The 17,563-nt window shown below is 67.0% G+C and carries 17 protein-coding genes; 12 read left to right on the top strand and 5 right to left on the bottom strand.

Translation table 11 applies throughout. From position 1 onward, the window contains the following. Positions 1-46: 46 nt before the first annotated feature. The 8 genes from AC0CH8_RS09255 (at position 47) to AC0CH8_RS09220 (ending at position 9,018) form a co-directional block, all read left to right on the top strand. The gene (locus AC0CH8_RS09255) at positions 47-1,597 is read left to right on the top strand and encodes a tryptophan halogenase family protein (protein ID WP_465239633.1); all 1,551 of its coding nucleotides are present in this window, start codon (positions 47-49) and stop codon (positions 1,595-1,597) included. Beyond that, positions 1,597-2,304, top strand: coding sequence for a SapC family protein (locus AC0CH8_RS09250; protein ID WP_465239632.1), 708 nt, complete (start codon positions 1,597-1,599; stop codon positions 2,302-2,304). The genes AC0CH8_RS09255 and AC0CH8_RS09250 overlap by 1 nt, the downstream gene beginning before the upstream one ends. Beyond that, positions 2,297-3,328, top strand: a complete 1,032-nt coding sequence (locus tag AC0CH8_RS09245; RefSeq protein WP_465239631.1) for a cupin-like domain-containing protein — start codon at positions 2,297-2,299, stop codon at positions 3,326-3,328. The genes AC0CH8_RS09250 and AC0CH8_RS09245 overlap by 8 nt, the downstream gene beginning before the upstream one ends. Next, positions 3,325-4,812 carry a tryptophan halogenase family protein gene (locus AC0CH8_RS09240; RefSeq protein ID WP_465239630.1) on the top strand — a complete coding sequence of 496 codons (1,488 nt, stop codon included), beginning with the start codon at positions 3,325-3,327 and terminating at the stop codon, positions 4,810-4,812. Before AC0CH8_RS09245 ends, AC0CH8_RS09240 begins: the two co-directional genes overlap by 4 nt. Then, positions 4,813-5,880 (top strand): LacI family DNA-binding transcriptional regulator, encoded by a 1,068-nt coding sequence (locus tag AC0CH8_RS09235; RefSeq protein ID WP_465239629.1) that lies wholly within the window; start codon positions 4,813-4,815, stop codon positions 5,878-5,880. Positions 5,881-5,987: 107 nt separating this feature from the next. Then, positions 5,988-7,163 carry a PQQ-dependent sugar dehydrogenase gene (locus tag AC0CH8_RS09230; protein WP_465239628.1) on the top strand — a complete coding sequence of 392 codons (1,176 nt, stop codon included), beginning with the start codon at positions 5,988-5,990 and terminating at the stop codon, positions 7,161-7,163. A gap of 137 nt (positions 7,164-7,300) precedes the next feature. After that, positions 7,301-7,729 (top strand): DUF2231 domain-containing protein, encoded by a 429-nt coding sequence (locus AC0CH8_RS09225; protein ID WP_465239627.1) that lies wholly within the window; start codon positions 7,301-7,303, stop codon positions 7,727-7,729. Then, positions 7,726-9,018 (top strand): PQQ-dependent sugar dehydrogenase, encoded by a 1,293-nt coding sequence (locus AC0CH8_RS09220; protein ID WP_465239626.1) that lies wholly within the window; start codon positions 7,726-7,728, stop codon positions 9,016-9,018. Before AC0CH8_RS09225 ends, AC0CH8_RS09220 begins: the two co-directional genes overlap by 4 nt. A gap of 16 nt (positions 9,019-9,034) precedes the next feature. On the opposite strand, the gene AC0CH8_RS09215 is transcribed toward AC0CH8_RS09220, so the two are convergent. From AC0CH8_RS09215 to AC0CH8_RS09195, 5 genes are all read right to left on the bottom strand, one after another. Beyond that, positions 9,035-9,493: a DUF4126 domain-containing protein gene (locus AC0CH8_RS09215; RefSeq protein WP_465239625.1), complete on the bottom strand. Its 459-nt coding sequence runs from the start codon at positions 9,491-9,493 to the stop codon at positions 9,035-9,037. 97 nt (positions 9,494-9,590) lie between these two features. Next, a complete protein-coding gene (locus AC0CH8_RS09210) occupies positions 9,591-10,502 on the bottom strand; it encodes an alpha/beta fold hydrolase (RefSeq protein ID WP_465239624.1) in 912 nt (303 codons plus the stop codon). Between the two features lie 4 nt (positions 10,503-10,506). Further along, a complete protein-coding gene (locus tag AC0CH8_RS09205) occupies positions 10,507-10,710 on the bottom strand; it encodes a helix-turn-helix transcriptional regulator (RefSeq protein WP_465239623.1) in 204 nt (67 codons plus the stop codon). After that, a complete protein-coding gene (locus tag AC0CH8_RS09200; protein WP_465239622.1) occupies positions 10,707-11,111 on the bottom strand; it encodes a hypothetical protein in 405 nt (134 codons plus the stop codon). Before AC0CH8_RS09200 ends, AC0CH8_RS09205 begins: the two co-directional genes overlap by 4 nt. Before the next feature lie 116 nt (positions 11,112-11,227). Then, positions 11,228-12,073 carry an SDR family NAD(P)-dependent oxidoreductase gene (locus AC0CH8_RS09195; RefSeq protein ID WP_465239621.1) on the bottom strand — a complete coding sequence of 282 codons (846 nt, stop codon included), beginning with the start codon at positions 12,071-12,073 and terminating at the stop codon, positions 11,228-11,230. Positions 12,074-12,412: 339 nt separating this feature from the next. Between AC0CH8_RS09195 and AC0CH8_RS09190 the strand changes: the two genes are divergently transcribed. The 4 genes from AC0CH8_RS09190 to paoC all read left to right on the top strand — a co-directional run bounded on the left by AC0CH8_RS09190 (position 12,413) and on the right by paoC (position 17,560). Next, positions 12,413-13,633, top strand: coding sequence for an MFS transporter (locus AC0CH8_RS09190; protein WP_465239620.1), 1,221 nt, complete (start codon positions 12,413-12,415; stop codon positions 13,631-13,633). A 132-nt stretch (positions 13,634-13,765) separates the two neighbouring features. Further along, positions 13,766-14,401 (top strand): aldehyde dehydrogenase iron-sulfur subunit PaoA, encoded by a 636-nt coding sequence (gene paoA, locus AC0CH8_RS09185; RefSeq protein ID WP_465239967.1) that lies wholly within the window; start codon positions 13,766-13,768, stop codon positions 14,399-14,401. Beyond that, positions 14,398-15,348 (top strand): FAD binding domain-containing protein, encoded by a 951-nt coding sequence (locus AC0CH8_RS09180; protein WP_465239619.1) that lies wholly within the window; start codon positions 14,398-14,400, stop codon positions 15,346-15,348. The genes paoA and AC0CH8_RS09180 overlap by 4 nt, the downstream gene beginning before the upstream one ends. 4 nt (positions 15,349-15,352) lie before the next feature. Next, positions 15,353-17,560 (top strand): aldehyde oxidoreductase molybdenum-binding subunit PaoC, encoded by a 2,208-nt coding sequence (gene paoC / locus AC0CH8_RS09175; protein ID WP_465239618.1) that lies wholly within the window; start codon positions 15,353-15,355, stop codon positions 17,558-17,560. The last annotated feature ends 3 nt before the right edge of the window (positions 17,561-17,563 follow it).

Raw genomic sequence — 17,563 nt, 5'->3', positions numbered from 1 at the left:
CCGTCCCGCATAAGCTGATCGGGTGGAGGAAGCAGACAGGCAGACGATGGACCGGTCGATCGCCAACATCGTGATCGTGGGCGGCGGTACGGCCGGCTGGCTCGCCGCGTGCCTGATCGCGGCGCGTGCGGACCGGACGGCGGTGCATCCTTTGCACGTCACCCTGATCGAATCGCCGGAGGTCGCGACGATCGGGGTCGGCGAGGGCACGTGGCCGACGATGCGCCGCACGCTGGAGCGGATCGGCATCGGCGAGGCCGAATTCCTGACCGCCTGCGATGCGTCGTTCAAACAGGGCTCCCGCTTCGACGGCTGGCGAACCGGTGCCAAGGACGACAGCTACCTCCACCCCTTCACCCCGCCGGTCGACGGCGACCCGCGCGACATCGTCGCGGCATGGGCGGACGCCGGCGGCGCGTTCGCCGATGCGGTCGGCGTGCAAGGAAACATCGCCGTCCGCGACCTCGCTCCGCGTCAGCGCGCGATGGACGATTATGCGGGGACGCTGAACTACGCCTATCACCTCGACGCCGGGAAGCTCGCCGCGACGCTGATGCGCCATGCGACGGAACGCCTGAAGGTACGGCATGTCCGCGACCACGTCGTCGGGATCGATGCCGCCGACGACGGCGACATCGCCGGCGTGCGGACGCGCGCGTCGGGCACGATCCACGGCGACCTTTTCCTCGACTGCACCGGTCAGGCGGCGATGCTGATCGGCGATCACTTCCGCATCGCGACGATCGATCGCGGTCGCGAGCTGTTCAACGACCGCGCGCTGGCGGTGCAGATGCCCGTCGCGCTCGATACCCCGATCGCGTCGCAGACCAACGCGACCGCACACGGAGCGGGATGGATCTGGGACATCGGCCTGCCGACACGCCGCGGCATCGGTTGCGTCTACTCGTCCGCGCATATGAGCGACGATGCGGCGGCGGATACGCTGACGCGCTATCTGCGCGCGACGCTGCCCGGCGCGGGCGCGGCGTCGTTCCGGCAACTTCGATTCCAGTCGCAGCATCGCGAGCGGTTCTGGGAACGCAATTGCATCGCCATCGGCCTGTCGGCCGGTTTCCTGGAGCCGCTGGAAGCGTCCGCGATCGTGCTGATCGAACTGTCGCTCGACGCGCTGCTCGACAATTTCCCCGCCACGCGCGGGGCGATGGAGATCCACGCCGTTCGCTTCAACGCGCGGTTCCGCTATCGCTGGGACCGGATCGTCGAGTTCCTGAAGCTGCATTACGTCTTGAGCGAGCGCGACGAGCCCTACTGGCGCGACCACCGCGACCCGGCGTCGATCCCCGGACGGCTCGGCGAGCTCCTGGCGCTGTGGCGTCACCAGCCGCCCTCCGGTGCCGACTTCCCGATGACCGACGAGGTTTTTCCCGCCGCCAGCTACCAATATGTACTGTACGGCATGGGCTTTCCGCCGCCGCCGCGCGGGCCGATCGCGACGGGGAGCCGCGCGCGCGTCGATGCTGCGATGGCGCAGGTCGAGCGGCGCAAGCGGGCACTCGCGGCCGGCCTGCCGACCAACCGTGCCTATCTCGACGCCCTGCTCGCAAGCGCACGGCCTATCCCGGAACCGATCTGCTGATGTCCCACGCGATCCTCACCCCCGACGACCACCGCGATCTGCGCATCCGTACCGAACGCGCGGCGGAACTGGGCGACGCCGTCATGGCCTGCATCACCGTGCCGAGCGAATTCCGCCGCGTGCAGGCGCATTACCCCATCCTGTTCCAGCGCGATCACGCGACCGACAGCTTCACCGCGCTGGCGATGTTCGGGTTCGAGGTTGGGGAGAACCTGTTCCTCGATAACGGCCGCTGGGACGCACGGTATCGCCCGCTCGCGATCGACAGCCAGCCCTTCCTCGTCGGCCGCGGCGCCGGGGATTCGACGGTTCGTCAGGTTCATATCGACATGGCGAGCCCGCGCATCGGTGGCGGAGAGGGCATGCGGGTCTTCGACGATACCGGCCGCCCGACCCCGTATCTGGAGGGCATCGCCGACCAGCTGCGCGCGCTGGACGAGGATTATGTCGCTTCCTCCGACTTCTTCGCGGCGCTCCGCCGCTACGACCTCCTCGAACCGCTGACGCTGGACGTCACGCTCGACGACGGCGCGCAGCACCGGCTGGTCGGCTATCACATCATCGACGAAGAGAAGCTGGAGAGGCTCGACCCCGCGATCATCGGCGAGCTGCACGCGGCCGGCTATCTGATGCCGATGTTCATGGCCCTCGCGTCGCTGGGCAATATCGGCGACCTGATCGCACGCAAGAACCGGCGGAATGGCTGACCGCAGCCCCGGCATCTTCGCCAGCCTGCCGCCGGTCCGCGACGTCGTCGCGGGCACCCCTGCGGCACTGGACGCACTGCTGCGCGAGGCGACGACGCCGTTTGTCGTCCGTGGCTTGATCGCTGACTGGCCGCTGGTACAGGCCGGGCAGCGATCCTCGCGCGAGGCCCGCGATCACATCGCCGGGTTCGCACGGCCGGTGCCGTTCGCGGTATCGGTCGGCCAGCCGCACAGCGGCGGCCGGCTGTTCTACGACGACGCGCGCGGCATGAACTTCCAGACGCTGTCGGCGAAGCTCCCGGACATCTTCGCCCGCATCGACGCCAACGAAGGCGTCGACGGCGCCCCGTCGATCTATCTCGCCTCGATCGACATGCTCCAGTTCTTTGCCGGGCTGTACGAGGCGAACCATGTCGATCTCGGCGACCGGACGCCGCTTGCCAGCATCTGGATGGGCACGCCGACGCGGATCGCGGCGCATAACGACGTGCCGCACAATCTCGCCTGCGTTGCCGTGGGACAGCGCCGGTTCACGCTGTTTCCGCGCGACCAGTTCCGGAACCTGTACCTCGGCCCCGTCGACAGCACCCCCGCCGGTCGGGCGGTCAGCATGGTCGACTTCCACGATCCCGACTTCGCCGCCTATCCCCGCTTCCGCGAGGCGCTGGACCATGCGCAGGTCGCCGAGCTGGACGCCGGCGACGCGCTCTACATCCCGGCGATGTGGTGGCATCATGTCGAGGCGCTGGCGCCGTTCAACGTCCTCGTGAACTATTGGTGGCGCGACGCACCGCGCTGGCTGGGGCAGGCCCAGGATGCGCTTAACCACGCGATGCTCGCGATCCGCGACCTCCCCGACGACGAAAAGGTCCATTGGCGCGAGATGTTCGATCACTATGTCTTCGACAGCGGAGCGGAGGTCACCGCGCATATTCCGGAACCGGCGCGCGGCGTGCTCGCGCCCCTGACCCCTGACACCGCCGGGAAGCTGCGCGCGTTCCTGTTAAGGGCGCTCAGTCGATGACGCAGCCGGGTATCCGCCGCGTCGTCATCGCCGGGGGCGGCACCGCGGGCTGGATGGCGGCCGCCGCGATCGCGCGGACGATGGGACGGACGGTAGACCTCACGCTCGTCGAATCCGATGCGATCGGCACGGTCGGCGTCGGCGAGTCCACCATTCCCCCGCTCGTCACCTACAACCGGCTGCTCGGCATCAACGAAGCCGAGTTCATGCGCGAGACGCAGGCGACGTTCAAACTCGGCATCCTGTTCGACGACTGGAAGCAGCGTGGCGAACGCTATTTCCACTCCTTCGGCATCACCGGCAAGGATCACTGGTCGGCGGGGTTCCAGCATTTCTGGATGCACGGGCTCAGCCGCGGTCACCTCCAGCCATACGACGATTACTGCCTGGAACTGCGGGCCGCGTTGCAGGGCAAGTTCGCGCACCTGCCCGACGACCGCATGAACTACGCGTACCAGCTCGACTCGACGCTGTATGCGCGCTTCCTGCGCCGCATGGCCGAACAGGACGGCACGATCCGTATCGAGGGCAGGATCGCGCGGGTCGATCTGGACGGGGAAAGCGGCGACATCGCCGCGCTGCTGCTCGACTCGGGCCAGCGGATCGAGGGCGACCTGTTCCTCGACTGCACGGGCTTTCGCGCGCTCCTGATCGAGGGGGCGCTGCATGCCGGCTACGACGACTGGTCGCATTACCTGCCGTGCGATTCCGCCATCGCCGTCCAGACGGAAAGCGTCCGCCCCGCCCTGCCCTATACCCGCGCGATGGCCCACGACGCCGGCTGGCAATGGCGCATCCCGCTCCAGCACCGGACCGGCAACGGTATCGTCTATTGCAGCCGCTATCTGAACCGCGACGACGCGCTGGAACGGCTGCTCGGCAACGTCGAGGGGCGGATGCTGACGGAGCCGAACATGCTCCGCTTCGTAACGGGCGCACGGCGCCGGCAATGGCATCGCAACTGTATCGCGATCGGGCTGGCGGGCGGGTTCATGGAGCCGCTGGAGTCGACCAGCATCCACCTGATCCAGCGCGCGATCCTGCGCCTGTTGCGGCTGTTCCCGTCGACCGGCATCAGCCCGCGCGACGTGGCGGAGTTCAACGATCAGCAGCATACCGACATGCTCCAGATCCGCGATTTCCTGATCCTGCACTACAAGGCGACGGAGCGGCGGGACAGCACGTTCTGGCGGCAATGCGCCGCGATGCCGATCCCCGACACGCTGGAACAGAAGATCGAACTGTTCCGCGAAACCGGGCGCGTGTTCCGCAAGAATGAGGAACTGTTCGCGGAAAACAGCTGGGTGCAGGTGATGCTCGGTCAGGGCATCGTCCCCGAAAGCTATCACCCGATCGCCACCAAGCTGCGCGACGACGAGCTGGCCCGCCTGCTGACCGGTCTGCGCGATCATACCAACGCCACGGTCGACAGCCTGCCCGATCATGCCGCCTACGTCGCCAATTACTGCGGCCCGGCGCGTTAGATGGCGAAGCGGCGGCAGGCGGTCACGATCAAACACGTGGCGAGCGACGCGGGCGTGTCGCTGCAAACCGTCAGCCGCGTCGTCAACAAGGAACCCGGTGTCCGCCCGGAAATGGCCAGCCGGGTACAGGCGTCGATCGACAAGCTCGGCTACGTGCCCTCTATCGCCGCGCAGCGCATGGCGGGATCGCGATCCTACCTGATCCTCGCACTCAACGATCGCGAGCGAACGATCGCCGACTGGCGCGCACGTCAGGGTACCGACTGGCTCGACCAGATGCTGCTGGGCGGGATGCTGACCTGCGCCGAGCACGGCTATCGCATGATCGTGGAGCTGGTCGACACGCACAGCGACCATATCGAACGCGAACTGATGGGTGCGATCGCCGCCCTCCAGCCCGACGGCGTCATCCTGACGCCGCCGCATTCCGGCAATCCGCTCATCATCAACCTGCTGGCCGCGCAGGGCATCAGCTTCGCCCGGATCGGTTCGCTGACCGAGGGACCCGGCATCCGCCTCATCATGGATGACACGCGTGCCGCACGGATCGCGACGGAACACCTGATCGAACAGGGCCATCGCAGAATCGGCTTCATCGCAGGCCCGGATGACTATGAACTCAGCGCGTGGCGCGTCGATGGCTGGCGTGAAGCGATGGCGGCGGCCGACCTGGAGGCGGTCGATCTGCTGGGCGACGGGGATTTCAGCTACGCCTCGGGCCGGGCGGCGGCGCAGGCACTGCTCGCCCTCACGCGTCCGCCGACGGCGATCATCGGCGGCAACGACCAGATGACGCTGGCCACTCTGGACGTCGCGCGCGAGCGGGGGATGAACGTCCCCCGCGATCTTTCCGTCATCAGCTTCGACGACACACCCATCATCCGCCTGGCGCGCCCGCCTGTCACTGCGGTGGTGCAACCCATCGCCGAAGTTTCCGCCCGCGCGGTCAGCCTCATCATCGCGGACCTCGGACAATCACCCCATGACGGGGCGCCTGTCACCGTGGCGGCGCAACTGACGTTGCGGGAGTCGACCGCTCCGCCTGTTGCTGTAGAAAACGGCACCTGACTTTTACGGGCAACCGTTCATCGCCTTTGCGAACACGCCCGCATCCTTCCGTACGCGACATACGTTGACATGGATGGCGGCCCCGACTGCCGCGAGGAGTGAAGGCGATGACCCGAACGGGATTGATGACGGTCGTTCTCGCCGTCGCACTGGCCGGTTGTGGCGGCAGCGACGAAGACGCTTCCGCACCGGCGACACCCACGCCGCTGCCTTCGGCCACGACGACCCCTTCGCCTACCCCCGCCCCCTCCCCCACGGTGACCGCCGTCAATCAACGGGTCGTCGCGACGTTCGACAACCCTTGGGCCATGGTGTTCCTGCCGGATGGTCGCATGCTGGTCACCGAGAAGCCGGGGCAGCTCCAGCTTGTTACTCAGGCAGGTGCCAAGGCCCCGGTCGCAGGCGTTCCGCGGGTGGCGTTTTCGGGTCAGCTCGGTTTGCAGGATGTGGTCCTCGATCCCGGCTTCGTCGCGAACTCCCGCATCTGGCTGAGCTACGCCGAACCGGCGACCGGCGGCCAACAACTGGCGGTGGCGCGGGCGACGCTGAGCGCGGGCGGCACACCGCGCCTGGACGACGTCACCGTGATATGGCGGGCGACACCCGCGACGACCGGTGGGCAACTCGGCGCACGATTGGCGTTCGCTCCCGACGGACGGACACTGTTCATCAGCAGCGGAGAGCGGCAGCAGGGCACGCCGGCACAGGAACTGTCCGGAACGCTGGGCAAGATCGTCCGGATCAATCTCGACGGTACGCCCGCGGCCGGTAACCCCTTCACCGCAACGGCGGGTGCGCGGGCGGAGATCTGGTCGCTGGGCCACCGCAACCCCTATGGTCTGGTCTTCGCCAGTGATGGCAGACTGTTCGAATCCGAGATGGGCCCGGCGGGTGGCGACGAATTCAACCTGATCGAGAGCGGCCGGAATTACGGTTGGCCGCGCGTATCCGAGGGCGACAATTACGACGGGTCGACGATCCCCCGCCACGCCACGAACCCGATCTATACTGCGCCTCTCGTCAGCTGGACTCCGGTGATCGCACCGGGCGGCATGATCCAGTATCGCGGCGCCGCATTCGCCGGTTGGACGGGCGATTTCATCCTGGCGGGTCTGGCGCAACAGGGCCTCGTCCGCGTGAGGGTCACTGGCAACACGGCGACCGAAGTCGCGCGCATCGGCCTAGGGGCGCGGGTTCGCGAGGTAGAGGAAGGTCCCGCGGGATCGCTTTGGATCTTGCGCGACGGTAGTGGCGCGGCGCTTGTCGAACTCACCCCGCGCTGACAGCAGGACCTTGGCCGCGCCGGCTAACTGCCTGCGATGACGCGTGGAACATCCGGGGGGATGTGGCATTTTTGAACCATGCGCCGAGCCGGCCCGAGCCGGGTCAATCGCTCATGGATTGGGAGTAGCAGGGTATCGTGTCGATCTCCGTCGGGCGAACGCCGACACATCCGCTCCACCCGGTGCATGCGGTGCTGCTGGGAGGATGCGTCCCCCTGTTCCTGGGCGCTTTGCTCAGCGATATCGCCTATGCGCGATCGTACGAGGTCCAGTGGCTGAACTTCGCGTCATGGCTGATCGCCGGTGCGCTTGTCTTCTGCGGCTTTGCGTTGCTGTGGGCGGTTGTGGAGGTGCTTCGCCGTGATCGTCGTGGCCGACGTCGGCTCGGGTACGCGCTGATGCTGTTGGTGACATTCGTCGTCGGTTTTGTGAACGCGCTGGTGCATGCCAAGGACGCCTGGGCAACGATGCCGGAGGGGCTGATCCTCAGCGCCCTCGTTGCAATCTTCGTCCTGGCGGCGACCTGGCTTGGGTTCGCCGGCACTCGCACGGCGGTGGCGGCATGATGCGCTTTTCCCTCCTGACCGCCGTCGGCCTGTCGATACTTCTCGGGGGCTGCGGCGGGGAGCCGAACACGACCCGCTACGGCGCCAATCCCGGACTGCCGGAGCAGCAGCGTGGCCTGCTGCCCAGCATGAAGATCGCAGACCCCGTCGGCTGGGGCGACATGCGGCCGACCGTACCTCTCGGCTATGCGATCACGGCGATCGCGACCGGCCTGAAAGTCCCTCGGCAGACGCTCGTGCTGCCCAACGGCGATATTCTGGTGGCAGAGGGCAAGGGCGGCGGCGACGCCCCCAAATTGCGGCCCAAGGACATCATCGCGGGCATCATCAAGGCCAAGGGCACGACGTCCGTGAAGGGGGGCGACCGCCTGACCTTGCTGCGCGACGCCGATGGCGACGGCGTGTACGAAGGGCGCGCCGTGTTCGCCGAGGGGCTCAATGCACCCTATGGTCTCGCGTTGCACGACGGCTCCCTTTACGTCGCCAATCAAGCTTCGCTGGTCCGCTTCGACTATCGCGACGGCCAGACCCGGGCGGACGGCGCGCCGACGACGGTGACCACCCTGCCCGCCGCGATCAATCACCACTGGACGAAGTCGCTGGCAATCAGCCCCGACGGACGGTTTCTGTATGTGGGGATCGGATCGAACAGCAACATCACCGAACGTGGCATGGCGGCGGAAGTCGATCGGGCGATGATCTGGCAGGTCGATGCCGCAACGGGTGCCCACCGCCCGTTTGCGACCGGCGTCCGCAACCCGACTGCGCTCGCGATCCAGCCGGGTACGGAAACCCTGTGGGCGGTGGCGAACGAGCGTGACGAACTGGGCCCGGACTTGGTCCCGGACTATCTGACGTCGGTTCGCGATGGAGGCTTTTATGGCTGGCCGTACAGCTATTGGGGCAAGACGATCGACCCCCGCGTCCGGCCCCAGAACCCCGCCCTCGTCGCCACTGCGATCCGCCCCGACTATGCACTCGGGGCGCACGTTGCGGCGCTCGGTGTCGCCTTCTCCAGTTCGGTCATGGGCGGGCGCTTCGCGGACGGTGTATTCGTCGGCGAGCATGGCAGTTGGAACCGCGACGCGCCGTCCGGTTACAAGGTCGTCTTCATTCCCTTTCGCGACGGTCACCCGGCGGGTCAGCCGGTCGATTTCGCGGTCGGGTTCATGGGCAAGGATGGCAAGACGCGCGGTAGGCCGGTCGGCGTGACGCTGGACCCACGCGGTGCCCTCGTCATCGCCGACGATCTTTCCAATACCGTGTGGAGAGTGACGCCTAACCGCTAGCCCCACTGGGGGGACGTCAGGCGCGTACCGGTCTGGCGTTGGCGATGAGGTTGGCGGCGGTAAAAACGATCGCGTCCTCTGCGAAGCCCGTCGCCGTCTGACCCCAACGTCGCATGGCCCATTTTCGAACGGCCAAACCGCCGTACGACGACGCGATCGCCGCACCGACACCCAACGCCGCCCCCGTCCAGCGCCGGTCCGGGTGGGCCAGCGCGGCGCCGGCGAAACCGCTGCTGATCGTCCGGGCGAGCAGGCCCAGCGCAACGGTCCGGTCAGGTGCCGTCTTCATCTTGTCACCCGCCATTTCCGCCGCCGCCATCACGACCGCCCCGGCCGTCGGCACGCGTTGCTTCATCAACCGCGCCTCCGGATTGTCGTACGGCAACGTGTCCCGCTGCGCCGCACCGGCCAGCGCGGCCAATGGCGTCATCGCCCGTTGTCCCGCCACCAGACCCATCAGTACCGACCGCAGCATGTCATCTCCTGTATCGACCTCGCCCTGCGGCAACGGGCGAGCCGCGCAGGCGATCCGTTCCGGGCCTCCGGCGATCGGCTCGACCGCGGCGTCGTCGTCAATTGGCGAGAAAAACGGTCATCGCCGCTGCGAACCGTTGCGGCTGATCCAGCATGACGAAATGCGCGGCATCGCCGATCTCGACCATGCTCAGATCGGGCGTACCCGTGTAGGCGCTGCGGTACAGGGCATCGACTTGGGCCTGCGGCAAGGCATCGTGATAGGGGACGACCACCGTCACCGGCACGCCGATCCGCGACAGTTGCGGCGTGAGGTCCACCGTCAAATCCTCGTACATCGCTTGCGCCGTCACGCGCGGATCGCTGGCGACGGCATAGGCCTTCACCTTCGCACGGGACGCCGGCTTGAGTGCCATCTGGTCGGCGATCGCCTCGGCACCCGCCACGTCCGCAGCTTGACCGTAGCGGCCCTTGATCGCGTCCCGCATCGCCGCGGCCCGCGGCTCCAGCATTTCCGGCGTCATCGTCGGGCCGAACAACCGCCCGTAGAACGGCAACGAGTCCACGATCATCAGCCGCCCGGCATCCGCGGGGTGCACGATGGCCAGCTTCATCGCGATCAGTCCACCCAGCGAGTGTCCCACGATGGCCGCACCCGTCAACTTCTCCCGAGTCAGATAATCGTGCAGGTCGGCGATCACCCCGTCGAGGACGCCGGCGGCGAGATTGCCGCGCGGGTCGTCTCCAGCAAACCCGTTGATCTGGACCAGAATGACGCGGTGGGTCTGCGCCAGGGTCGGTGCGACATCGTCCCATACCGCGCGCGGGCTGGACAAGCCTGGAATGAGGACGACCGGTTTGCCGCTGCCCATTGTGACGATGGAGATGTGCCGCATCTGGATCGCGGCGGAAGCCGCCGCGGCCGGCCGCGCCTGAGGATGTGTGGGGGCGAGCACGGTGGCCAGCGTGAAGATGCTCGCGACGATGCGGAGGGACAGATGCGCAATCATGATGTCATTGCTCCTTGGACCGACTGGTGAACACGTCTTCGATCGCGAGATCGAACAGTTCGGCGATCTTGAAAGCGAGGGGCAGCGACGGGTCGTAGCGGCCCGTCTCGATCGCGTTGACGCTCTGTCGACTGACCTCGAGCAGGTCGCCCAGATGCTGCTGGCTCCACCCGCGGTCGGCGCGGAGCGCGCGGAGGTGGTTGTTCATGCTTCCCGCCGCTCGATCAGCTTGTTGACGCAGCCACCGACGCCCAGCCCGGCGAACCACAGGATCGGCCACGCATAGCCGACCAGATGCGGCAACAGCTCGAACCCTTCGAGAAATCCCCACATTGTCGCGCCGGTCATCGCGACCCCCGTGGCGATCAACGACTGCCGGACGAGCAGCATGCGCTGATACTCGTCCGTTTCCTCGACGAGACAGGCGCCGATGGCCACGAAGAAACCGATTACCGGGAACGCCGGCAAGATGCCGACGATGTAGGCCAGCGGACCGCTGACGAGATGCCGGTCGAGCAGGTAGACCGCCGGAAACAGCAACGTGACGTAGATCAGCGCCAGCAGGATGACGCGACGATTGTAGCGGCGTTGAGCCGGCGAGAAACGCATGTTCGAGCTCCTTCGATTTGATGTGAAGGTAGCTTGTCATGGAAAGCACGCTTTACGTCAAGCGAACTTTCCATTGGTGTTTGAACATAGATGCAGAATCCTGCTCCTTGCCTCCGTTATTCAGGCGCATCGGCGAAATCGGTCGAGGTCGAGAGGGCCGCGTACAGAGCCGCTTGTTCACGCCGTTCCGTTGTCACAGAGTCGATGATGTCGAGCACGTCCCGGCCAACCGCCAGAATGCGGGGCGGTTCGGAGAGGCCGGCGACCTGCACCATGACATCGCCGAACTTCTCAGGGTCGCCGACTTGCGTGCCGTCGATGGGTGCCCAGGCGTCGCGGGCGGGGGTCAGATGCGCGTAATCGTCGATCGACGGATCTGCGTATCGCACCGACGCGTCGTTCAACAGGTCGGTACGGAACATCCCCGGTTCGACGAGGACGACACGGATGCCGAACGGCGCGACCTCCTGCGCCAGCGCCAGCGTCAACCCCTCGACGGCGAACTTGGTCCCGCCGTATGCCGTGCTCTGGGCAAACCCCTGAACGCCGCCGCCGGAGCTGATGTTGAGGATCAGGCCCGAACGTTGCCACCGCATCACCGGCAGAACGGCTCGCAGCACATGCATGACACCAAAGACGTTCACCTGGTACTGCCATTCGATGTCGGACCAGGCCAGTTCCTCGAAATTGCCGAACACGCCTCCGCCGGCGTTGTTCAACAGTGTGTCAATGCGGCCAAATCGTCCGATGGCCGCGGCCACGGCGTCGTGCACCTGATCGGGGACGGTCACGTCTGCTGCGACGATCAGCAGCGCATCCGCCGGAACCCCCTGCAACGCCCGTTCGATCTTGCCGATGTCCCGCCCCAGCGCGACGACCTTGTCGCCGGCCTTCAACGCCGCTCGCGCGGTGCCAGCGCCCAGTCCGCTTCCGGCACCGGTGATAAACCAAACCCTGCTCATGAAACGTCCTCGCTACCGACCGATGTCGTCGGATGCGCTAGTCGATCCTCCGGCGGGCGATAATCCACGCGCGGATTGATGCCGCGATGAGCCGATTTCAGCGTCGTCGAACGGCGAGTTCGGCGAGTAAATCGGCGCGTCGCGGACCGATGATGAGCAGAGTTCATGGGAGCATCAACCTAACCCGGAATTGTCGCCGTTATCACAGGGCCCTAGTTTGGCATCGGTCGCAGCCCGCTGCTCGGCCCCTCGAACCTGCCGCAGCGGGCTCCCGCCCGGATGGACCGTGTTCCCCCACGAGTCCGTCCGGGCACACCATTCAAGATCAGGAGCGCCGGCATGGCCAGCCTTTCTACCGCCCCGGCGGGCGGTGACAGTTCAGGCATCCACGATGTCGCTCCCCGGTGGAGCGCCGTCTATGCTCTCGCCTTGTGCAGCTTCGTCTTGGTGGCGTCGGAGTTCATGCCGGTCAGCCTGTTGAGCCCCATCGCGCAGACGCTTCGGTTGACCGAAGGTCAGGCCGGTCAGGCGATCGCCGTGTCCGGCATCTTCGCCGTCGCCGCCAGCCTGTCGCTGACGGCGGTGCTCGGCACGCTCGATCGGCGGATCGTGCTGCTGATGCTGACCGCACTGCTCGTCGTGTCCGGTACGATCGTCGCGCTGGCGCCCAGCTACGCGATCTTCATCATTGGCCGGGCGCTTCTCGGGCTTGCGATCGGTGGGTTCTGGTCGATGTCCGCGGCTATCGCGATGCGTCTGGTGCCAAGCGCGTCCGTGCCGAAGGCGCTCGCCATCATCAATGGCGGCAACGCCCTCGCGACCGTCGTTGCGGCACCGCTGGGCAGTCTCCTCGGCAGCCTGATCGGCTGGCGCGGCGCGTTCTTCTGCGTTGTGCCCGTCGCTGTCGGGGCGGTGGTGTGGCAGGCACTGTCACTGCCGCGCTTGCCCGCGCAGCATCGGCAGACCGCGACCGGGATGATGATGCTGCTTCGTCGCGCGCCGGTACTGCTCGGGCTGGGCGCGGTCGCGTTGCTGTTCGTCGGGCAGTTCGCCCTGTTCACCTATCTGCGCCCCTTCCTCGAGCAGGTGACCGGCGTCGGACCCGCCATGTTGTCGACGATGCTGCTGATCCTCGGCGTGTCCGGATTCGTCGGAACGATCCTGATCGGGCGCGTGTTGGAAGACAGGCTGTACCGCACCCTGATCGTCCTGCCCGCGATCATGGCGGCGACAGCCGTCGCCCTGGCTGTTTTCGGTGAATCCACCGCAGCTACGGCGGTCCTGTTGGCGATCTGGGGATTGGCGGGGACGTCGGCCCCGGTGGCGTGGTGGACATGGCTTGCGCGAACGCTGCCCGATGAAGCGGAGGCCGGTGGCGGTCTGATGGTGGCGATCGTGCAGCTGGCGATCACGCTGGGTGCGACCGTCGGCGGGATCGTGTTCGACCGCGCAGGGCCCCTGGCCGAGTTCCTCGCCAGCGCCGCCCTGCTCGCGCTCGCCACGCTGGCCGCATTGGCGATCGTACGTTCCCGAAGGACGCTGGCGACCAGTCACGCATGAGACGGGTTCATGACCGCATTGAGCGATCCGCATGCTCCGATCGGGAAACCGTCGCGTTACCAACAAGCAGCATCGTTGATCTGGATCAGGTTCCGGCCGCGGACGCGCGGTTTCGCAAAAAGGAAGACGCTCATGACCGCCGTTTCTGAAGTCGAACTCTCCCGGCGGGGGCTGCTCGCCGGTAGCGCGGCCACGGCGATCGTCGTGGCTGCTCCGGCATCCGACGCCGCCCCCCTGCCGCAAGCCCCCGCGCCCGCGTCGCTGCCGGTATCGTTCGAGGTCAACGGGAAGCGCCGCGAACTGAGCCTCGACCCGCGCACCACGCTGCTCGACGCGTTGCGCGAGCACCTCCAGCTCACCGGCACCAAGAAGGGCTGCGATCACGGCCAGTGCGGCGCCTGCACCGTGATGGTCGACGGCGTCCGGATCAACTCCTGCCTGACCCTCGCCGTGATGCACCAGGGCGATAAGATCACCACGATCGAAGGGCTCGGCACCCCCGACAAGCTGCATCCGATGCAGGCCGCCTTCATCAAGCACGACGGCTATCAGTGCGGCTATTGCACCCCCGGCCAGATCTGTTCGGCGGTGGCGGTGCTCGATGAGATCAAGCGCGGCGTCCCCAGCCATGTCCAGGACGACCTCACCGCCAAGCCCCGCGCCACCAACGTCGAGATGCGCGAGCGGATGAGCGGCAACATCTGCCGCTGCGGCGCCTATTCCAACATTGCCGATGCCATGGCGGACGTCGCCGGAGAGAATGCATGAAGGCCTTCACTTACGAGCGCGCCAAGGATGCCGGCGCAGCGGCACGTGCGGTCGCCGGTCGACCGGGCGCGAAGTTCATCGCCGGCGGCACCAACCTGCTCGACCTGATGAAGATCGAGGTCGAGACGCCGACGCATCTCGTCGACGTTCAGGACCTCGGCTTCGACGCGATCGAGAAGACCGCGGACGGCGGGCTGCGCATCGGCGCGCTGGTGACCAACACCAACCTTGCCGCCGACGCGCGCGTGCGCCGCGACTATGGCGTCCTGACCCGCGCGATCGTCGCCGGCGCCTCCGGCCAGTTGCGCAACAAGGCGTCGACCGCCGGCAATCTGCTCCAGCGCACCCGGTGTCCATATTTCTACGACACCAACATGGCCTGCAACAAGCGCAAGCCTGGGTCGGGTTGCGCCGCGATCGGCGGCTATTCGCGCCAGCTCGGCGTGATCGGCGTCAGCACCTCGTGCATCGCCACCTTCCCCGGCGACATGGCGGTGGCGATGCGCGTGCTCGATGCCGTCATCGAGACGGTCGATGCCACCGGCGCGCGCCGTGCGATCCCGATCGCAGACTTCCACCGCCTGTGGGGCGATCGTCCCGATCTGGACACCGTGCTGAAGCCGGGTGAGCTGATCACCGCGGTCACCTTGCCGCGCCCGATCGGCGGCAAGCACTTCTATGAAAAGGTCCGCGACCGTGCATCCTATGCCTATGCGTTGGTGTCGGTTGCCGCCGTCATCCAGCCGGACGGCACCGGTCGCGTCGCCTTCGGCGGCGTCGCCCCGCGACCCTGGCGCGTCGAGGCGGCCGATGCGCTGCTGCCGCAGGGAGCCGCCGCGGTGACCGCGCGCGCCTTCCGCGGTGCGACGCCGACCGAAGACAATGGTTTCAAGCTGCCCCTCGCCACCCGCGCCCTGGCGTCGGTGATCGCGCAAGCCAAGGCATAACGGCATGAAGTTCGACACCCCCGCAACGACCAATCCGATCGATCGCATGACGGTGGTCGGCCGCGCCCACAGCCGGATCGACGGTCCGCTGAAGACCACCGGCACTGCTGCCTACGCCTACGAACATCCGGCCGAGGTCGCCGATCCGGCCTATGGCTATGTAGTCGGCGCAGGGATCGCAAAGGGGCGCATCCGCTCGATGAACCTCGACGAAGCGAAGGCCGCGCCGGGCGTGATCACCATCGTCACCGCCGCCGACGCCGGCAAGATGGGCAAGGGCAAGTTCAATACCGCCAAGCTGATCGGTGGCCCTGATATCGACCATTACCATCAGGCGATTGCGCTGGTGGTCGCCGAGACGTTCGAACAGGCGCGCGCCGCCGCCGGCCTGATCCGCGTCGACTACACCCGCAGTAAGGGGCAATTCGATCTTGCCGCCGTGGCGGATACGGCCCCGCTGAAGGCTGGCGAGCCGGGCAAGCCCCCCGAATATCGGGTCGGCGATTTCGAACAGGCGTTCGCCGCCGCACCGGTGAAGCTGGACCAGCGTTACACGACGCCGGACCATACCCACGCGATGATGGAGCCGTTCGCCTCGATCGCGGCGTGGAACGGCGATGCGCTGACGCTCTGGACGTCGAACCAGATGGTCGACTGGACCCGCACCGACCTTGCGACGACGCTCGGCATCCCCAAGGACAAGATCACGCTGCTGTCGCCCTATGTCGGCGGGGGATTCGGCGGCAAGCTGTTCCTGCGCAGCGATGCGGTGCTCGCCGTCCTGGGCGCGCGGGCGGCGAAGCGCGCGGTGAAGGTCGCGTTGCAGCGTCCGCTGATGGCGAACAACACAACGCACCGTCCCGCGACCCGCCAGCGTATCCGGATCGGCGCGACCCCCGACGGCACGATCACCGCCATCGCCCACGAAAGCAGCTCGGGCGACCTGCCGAACGGCGGTCCCGAGGCCGCGGTGTTGCAAACGCAATTGCTCTACGCCGGCGCGAACCGCCTGACCGCGATGCGCCTCGCGGTGCTCGACCTGCCCGAAGGCAATGCGATGCGCGCCCCGGGCGAGGCGCCGGGGCTGATGGCGCTGGAAGTCGCGATGGACGAGATGGCGGAAACGCTGAAGATGGACCCGATCGCCTTCCGCGTGAAGAACGATACGCAGGTCGATCCCAAGACGCCGACCCGTCGCTTTTCGCAGCGCCAGCTCGTCCGCTGCCTCGAAGAGGGTGCGCAGCGCTTCGGCTGGTCGCGTCGCAATGCGACACCGGCACAGGTGCGCGACGGGCGCTGGCTCGTCGGCATGGGCGTGGCGTCCGCGTTCCGCAATCACATGAACATGACCTCGGGCGCTCGCGTCCGCCTCGGCCGCGACGGTGTGGTCACCGTCGAAACCGACATGACCGACATCGGCACCGGCAGCTACACGATCATCGCGCAGACTGCGGCGGAGATGATGGGCGTGCCGGTCGACAGCGTCGTGGTGAAACTCGGCAGCTCCGCCTTCCCCGTGTCCGCCGGTTCCGGCGGTCAGTTCGGCGCGGCCAACGCTACCGCAGGCGTCTATGCCGCCTGCGTCAAGCTGCGGCAGGCGCTCGCAACGCGGCTGGGCTACGATCCCGCCGATCTCGCGCTGGCCGATGGCAAGATCACCAGCGGCGGCCGGTCGACCAGCCTGAAACAGGCCACGGCGGCGGGGGACCTGTCCGCCGAAGACAAGATCGAATTCGGCGACCTCGACAAGACGTGGCAGCTGTCGACCTTCGGCGCGCATTTCGTCGAGGTCGGGGTGGACGTCTACACCGGCGCGACGCGCCTGCGCCGGATGCTCGCGGTCTGCGCCGCCGGCCGGATCATCAATCCGACATCGGCGCGTAGCCAGGTGATCGGCGCGATGACGATGGGCGTTGGCAGCGCGTTGATGGAGGAACTGGCGGTCGACAAGCGCTTCGGCCTGTTTATCAATCACGACCTCGCCAGCTACGAAGTGCCGGTTCACGCCGACATCCCGCATCAGGAGGTCATCTTCCTCGAAGAGGCTGACGACAAGGCGAACCCGATGAAGGCCAAGGGCGTGGGCGAACTGGGCCTATGCGGTGTCGGCGCGGCGGTGGCGAACGCGATGTACAATGCCACGGGCGTGCGCCTGCGCGACTACCCGCTGACGCTCGACAAGCATTTCGAGCGGCTGCCCGCGGTCGCATGACGG

The sequence above is a fragment of the Sphingomonas sp. AC435 genome, assembly GCF_979253005.1.
The sequence above is the reverse complement of the archived record's forward strand: the minus strand, read 5'-3'. Positions and strand labels throughout refer to the sequence as shown.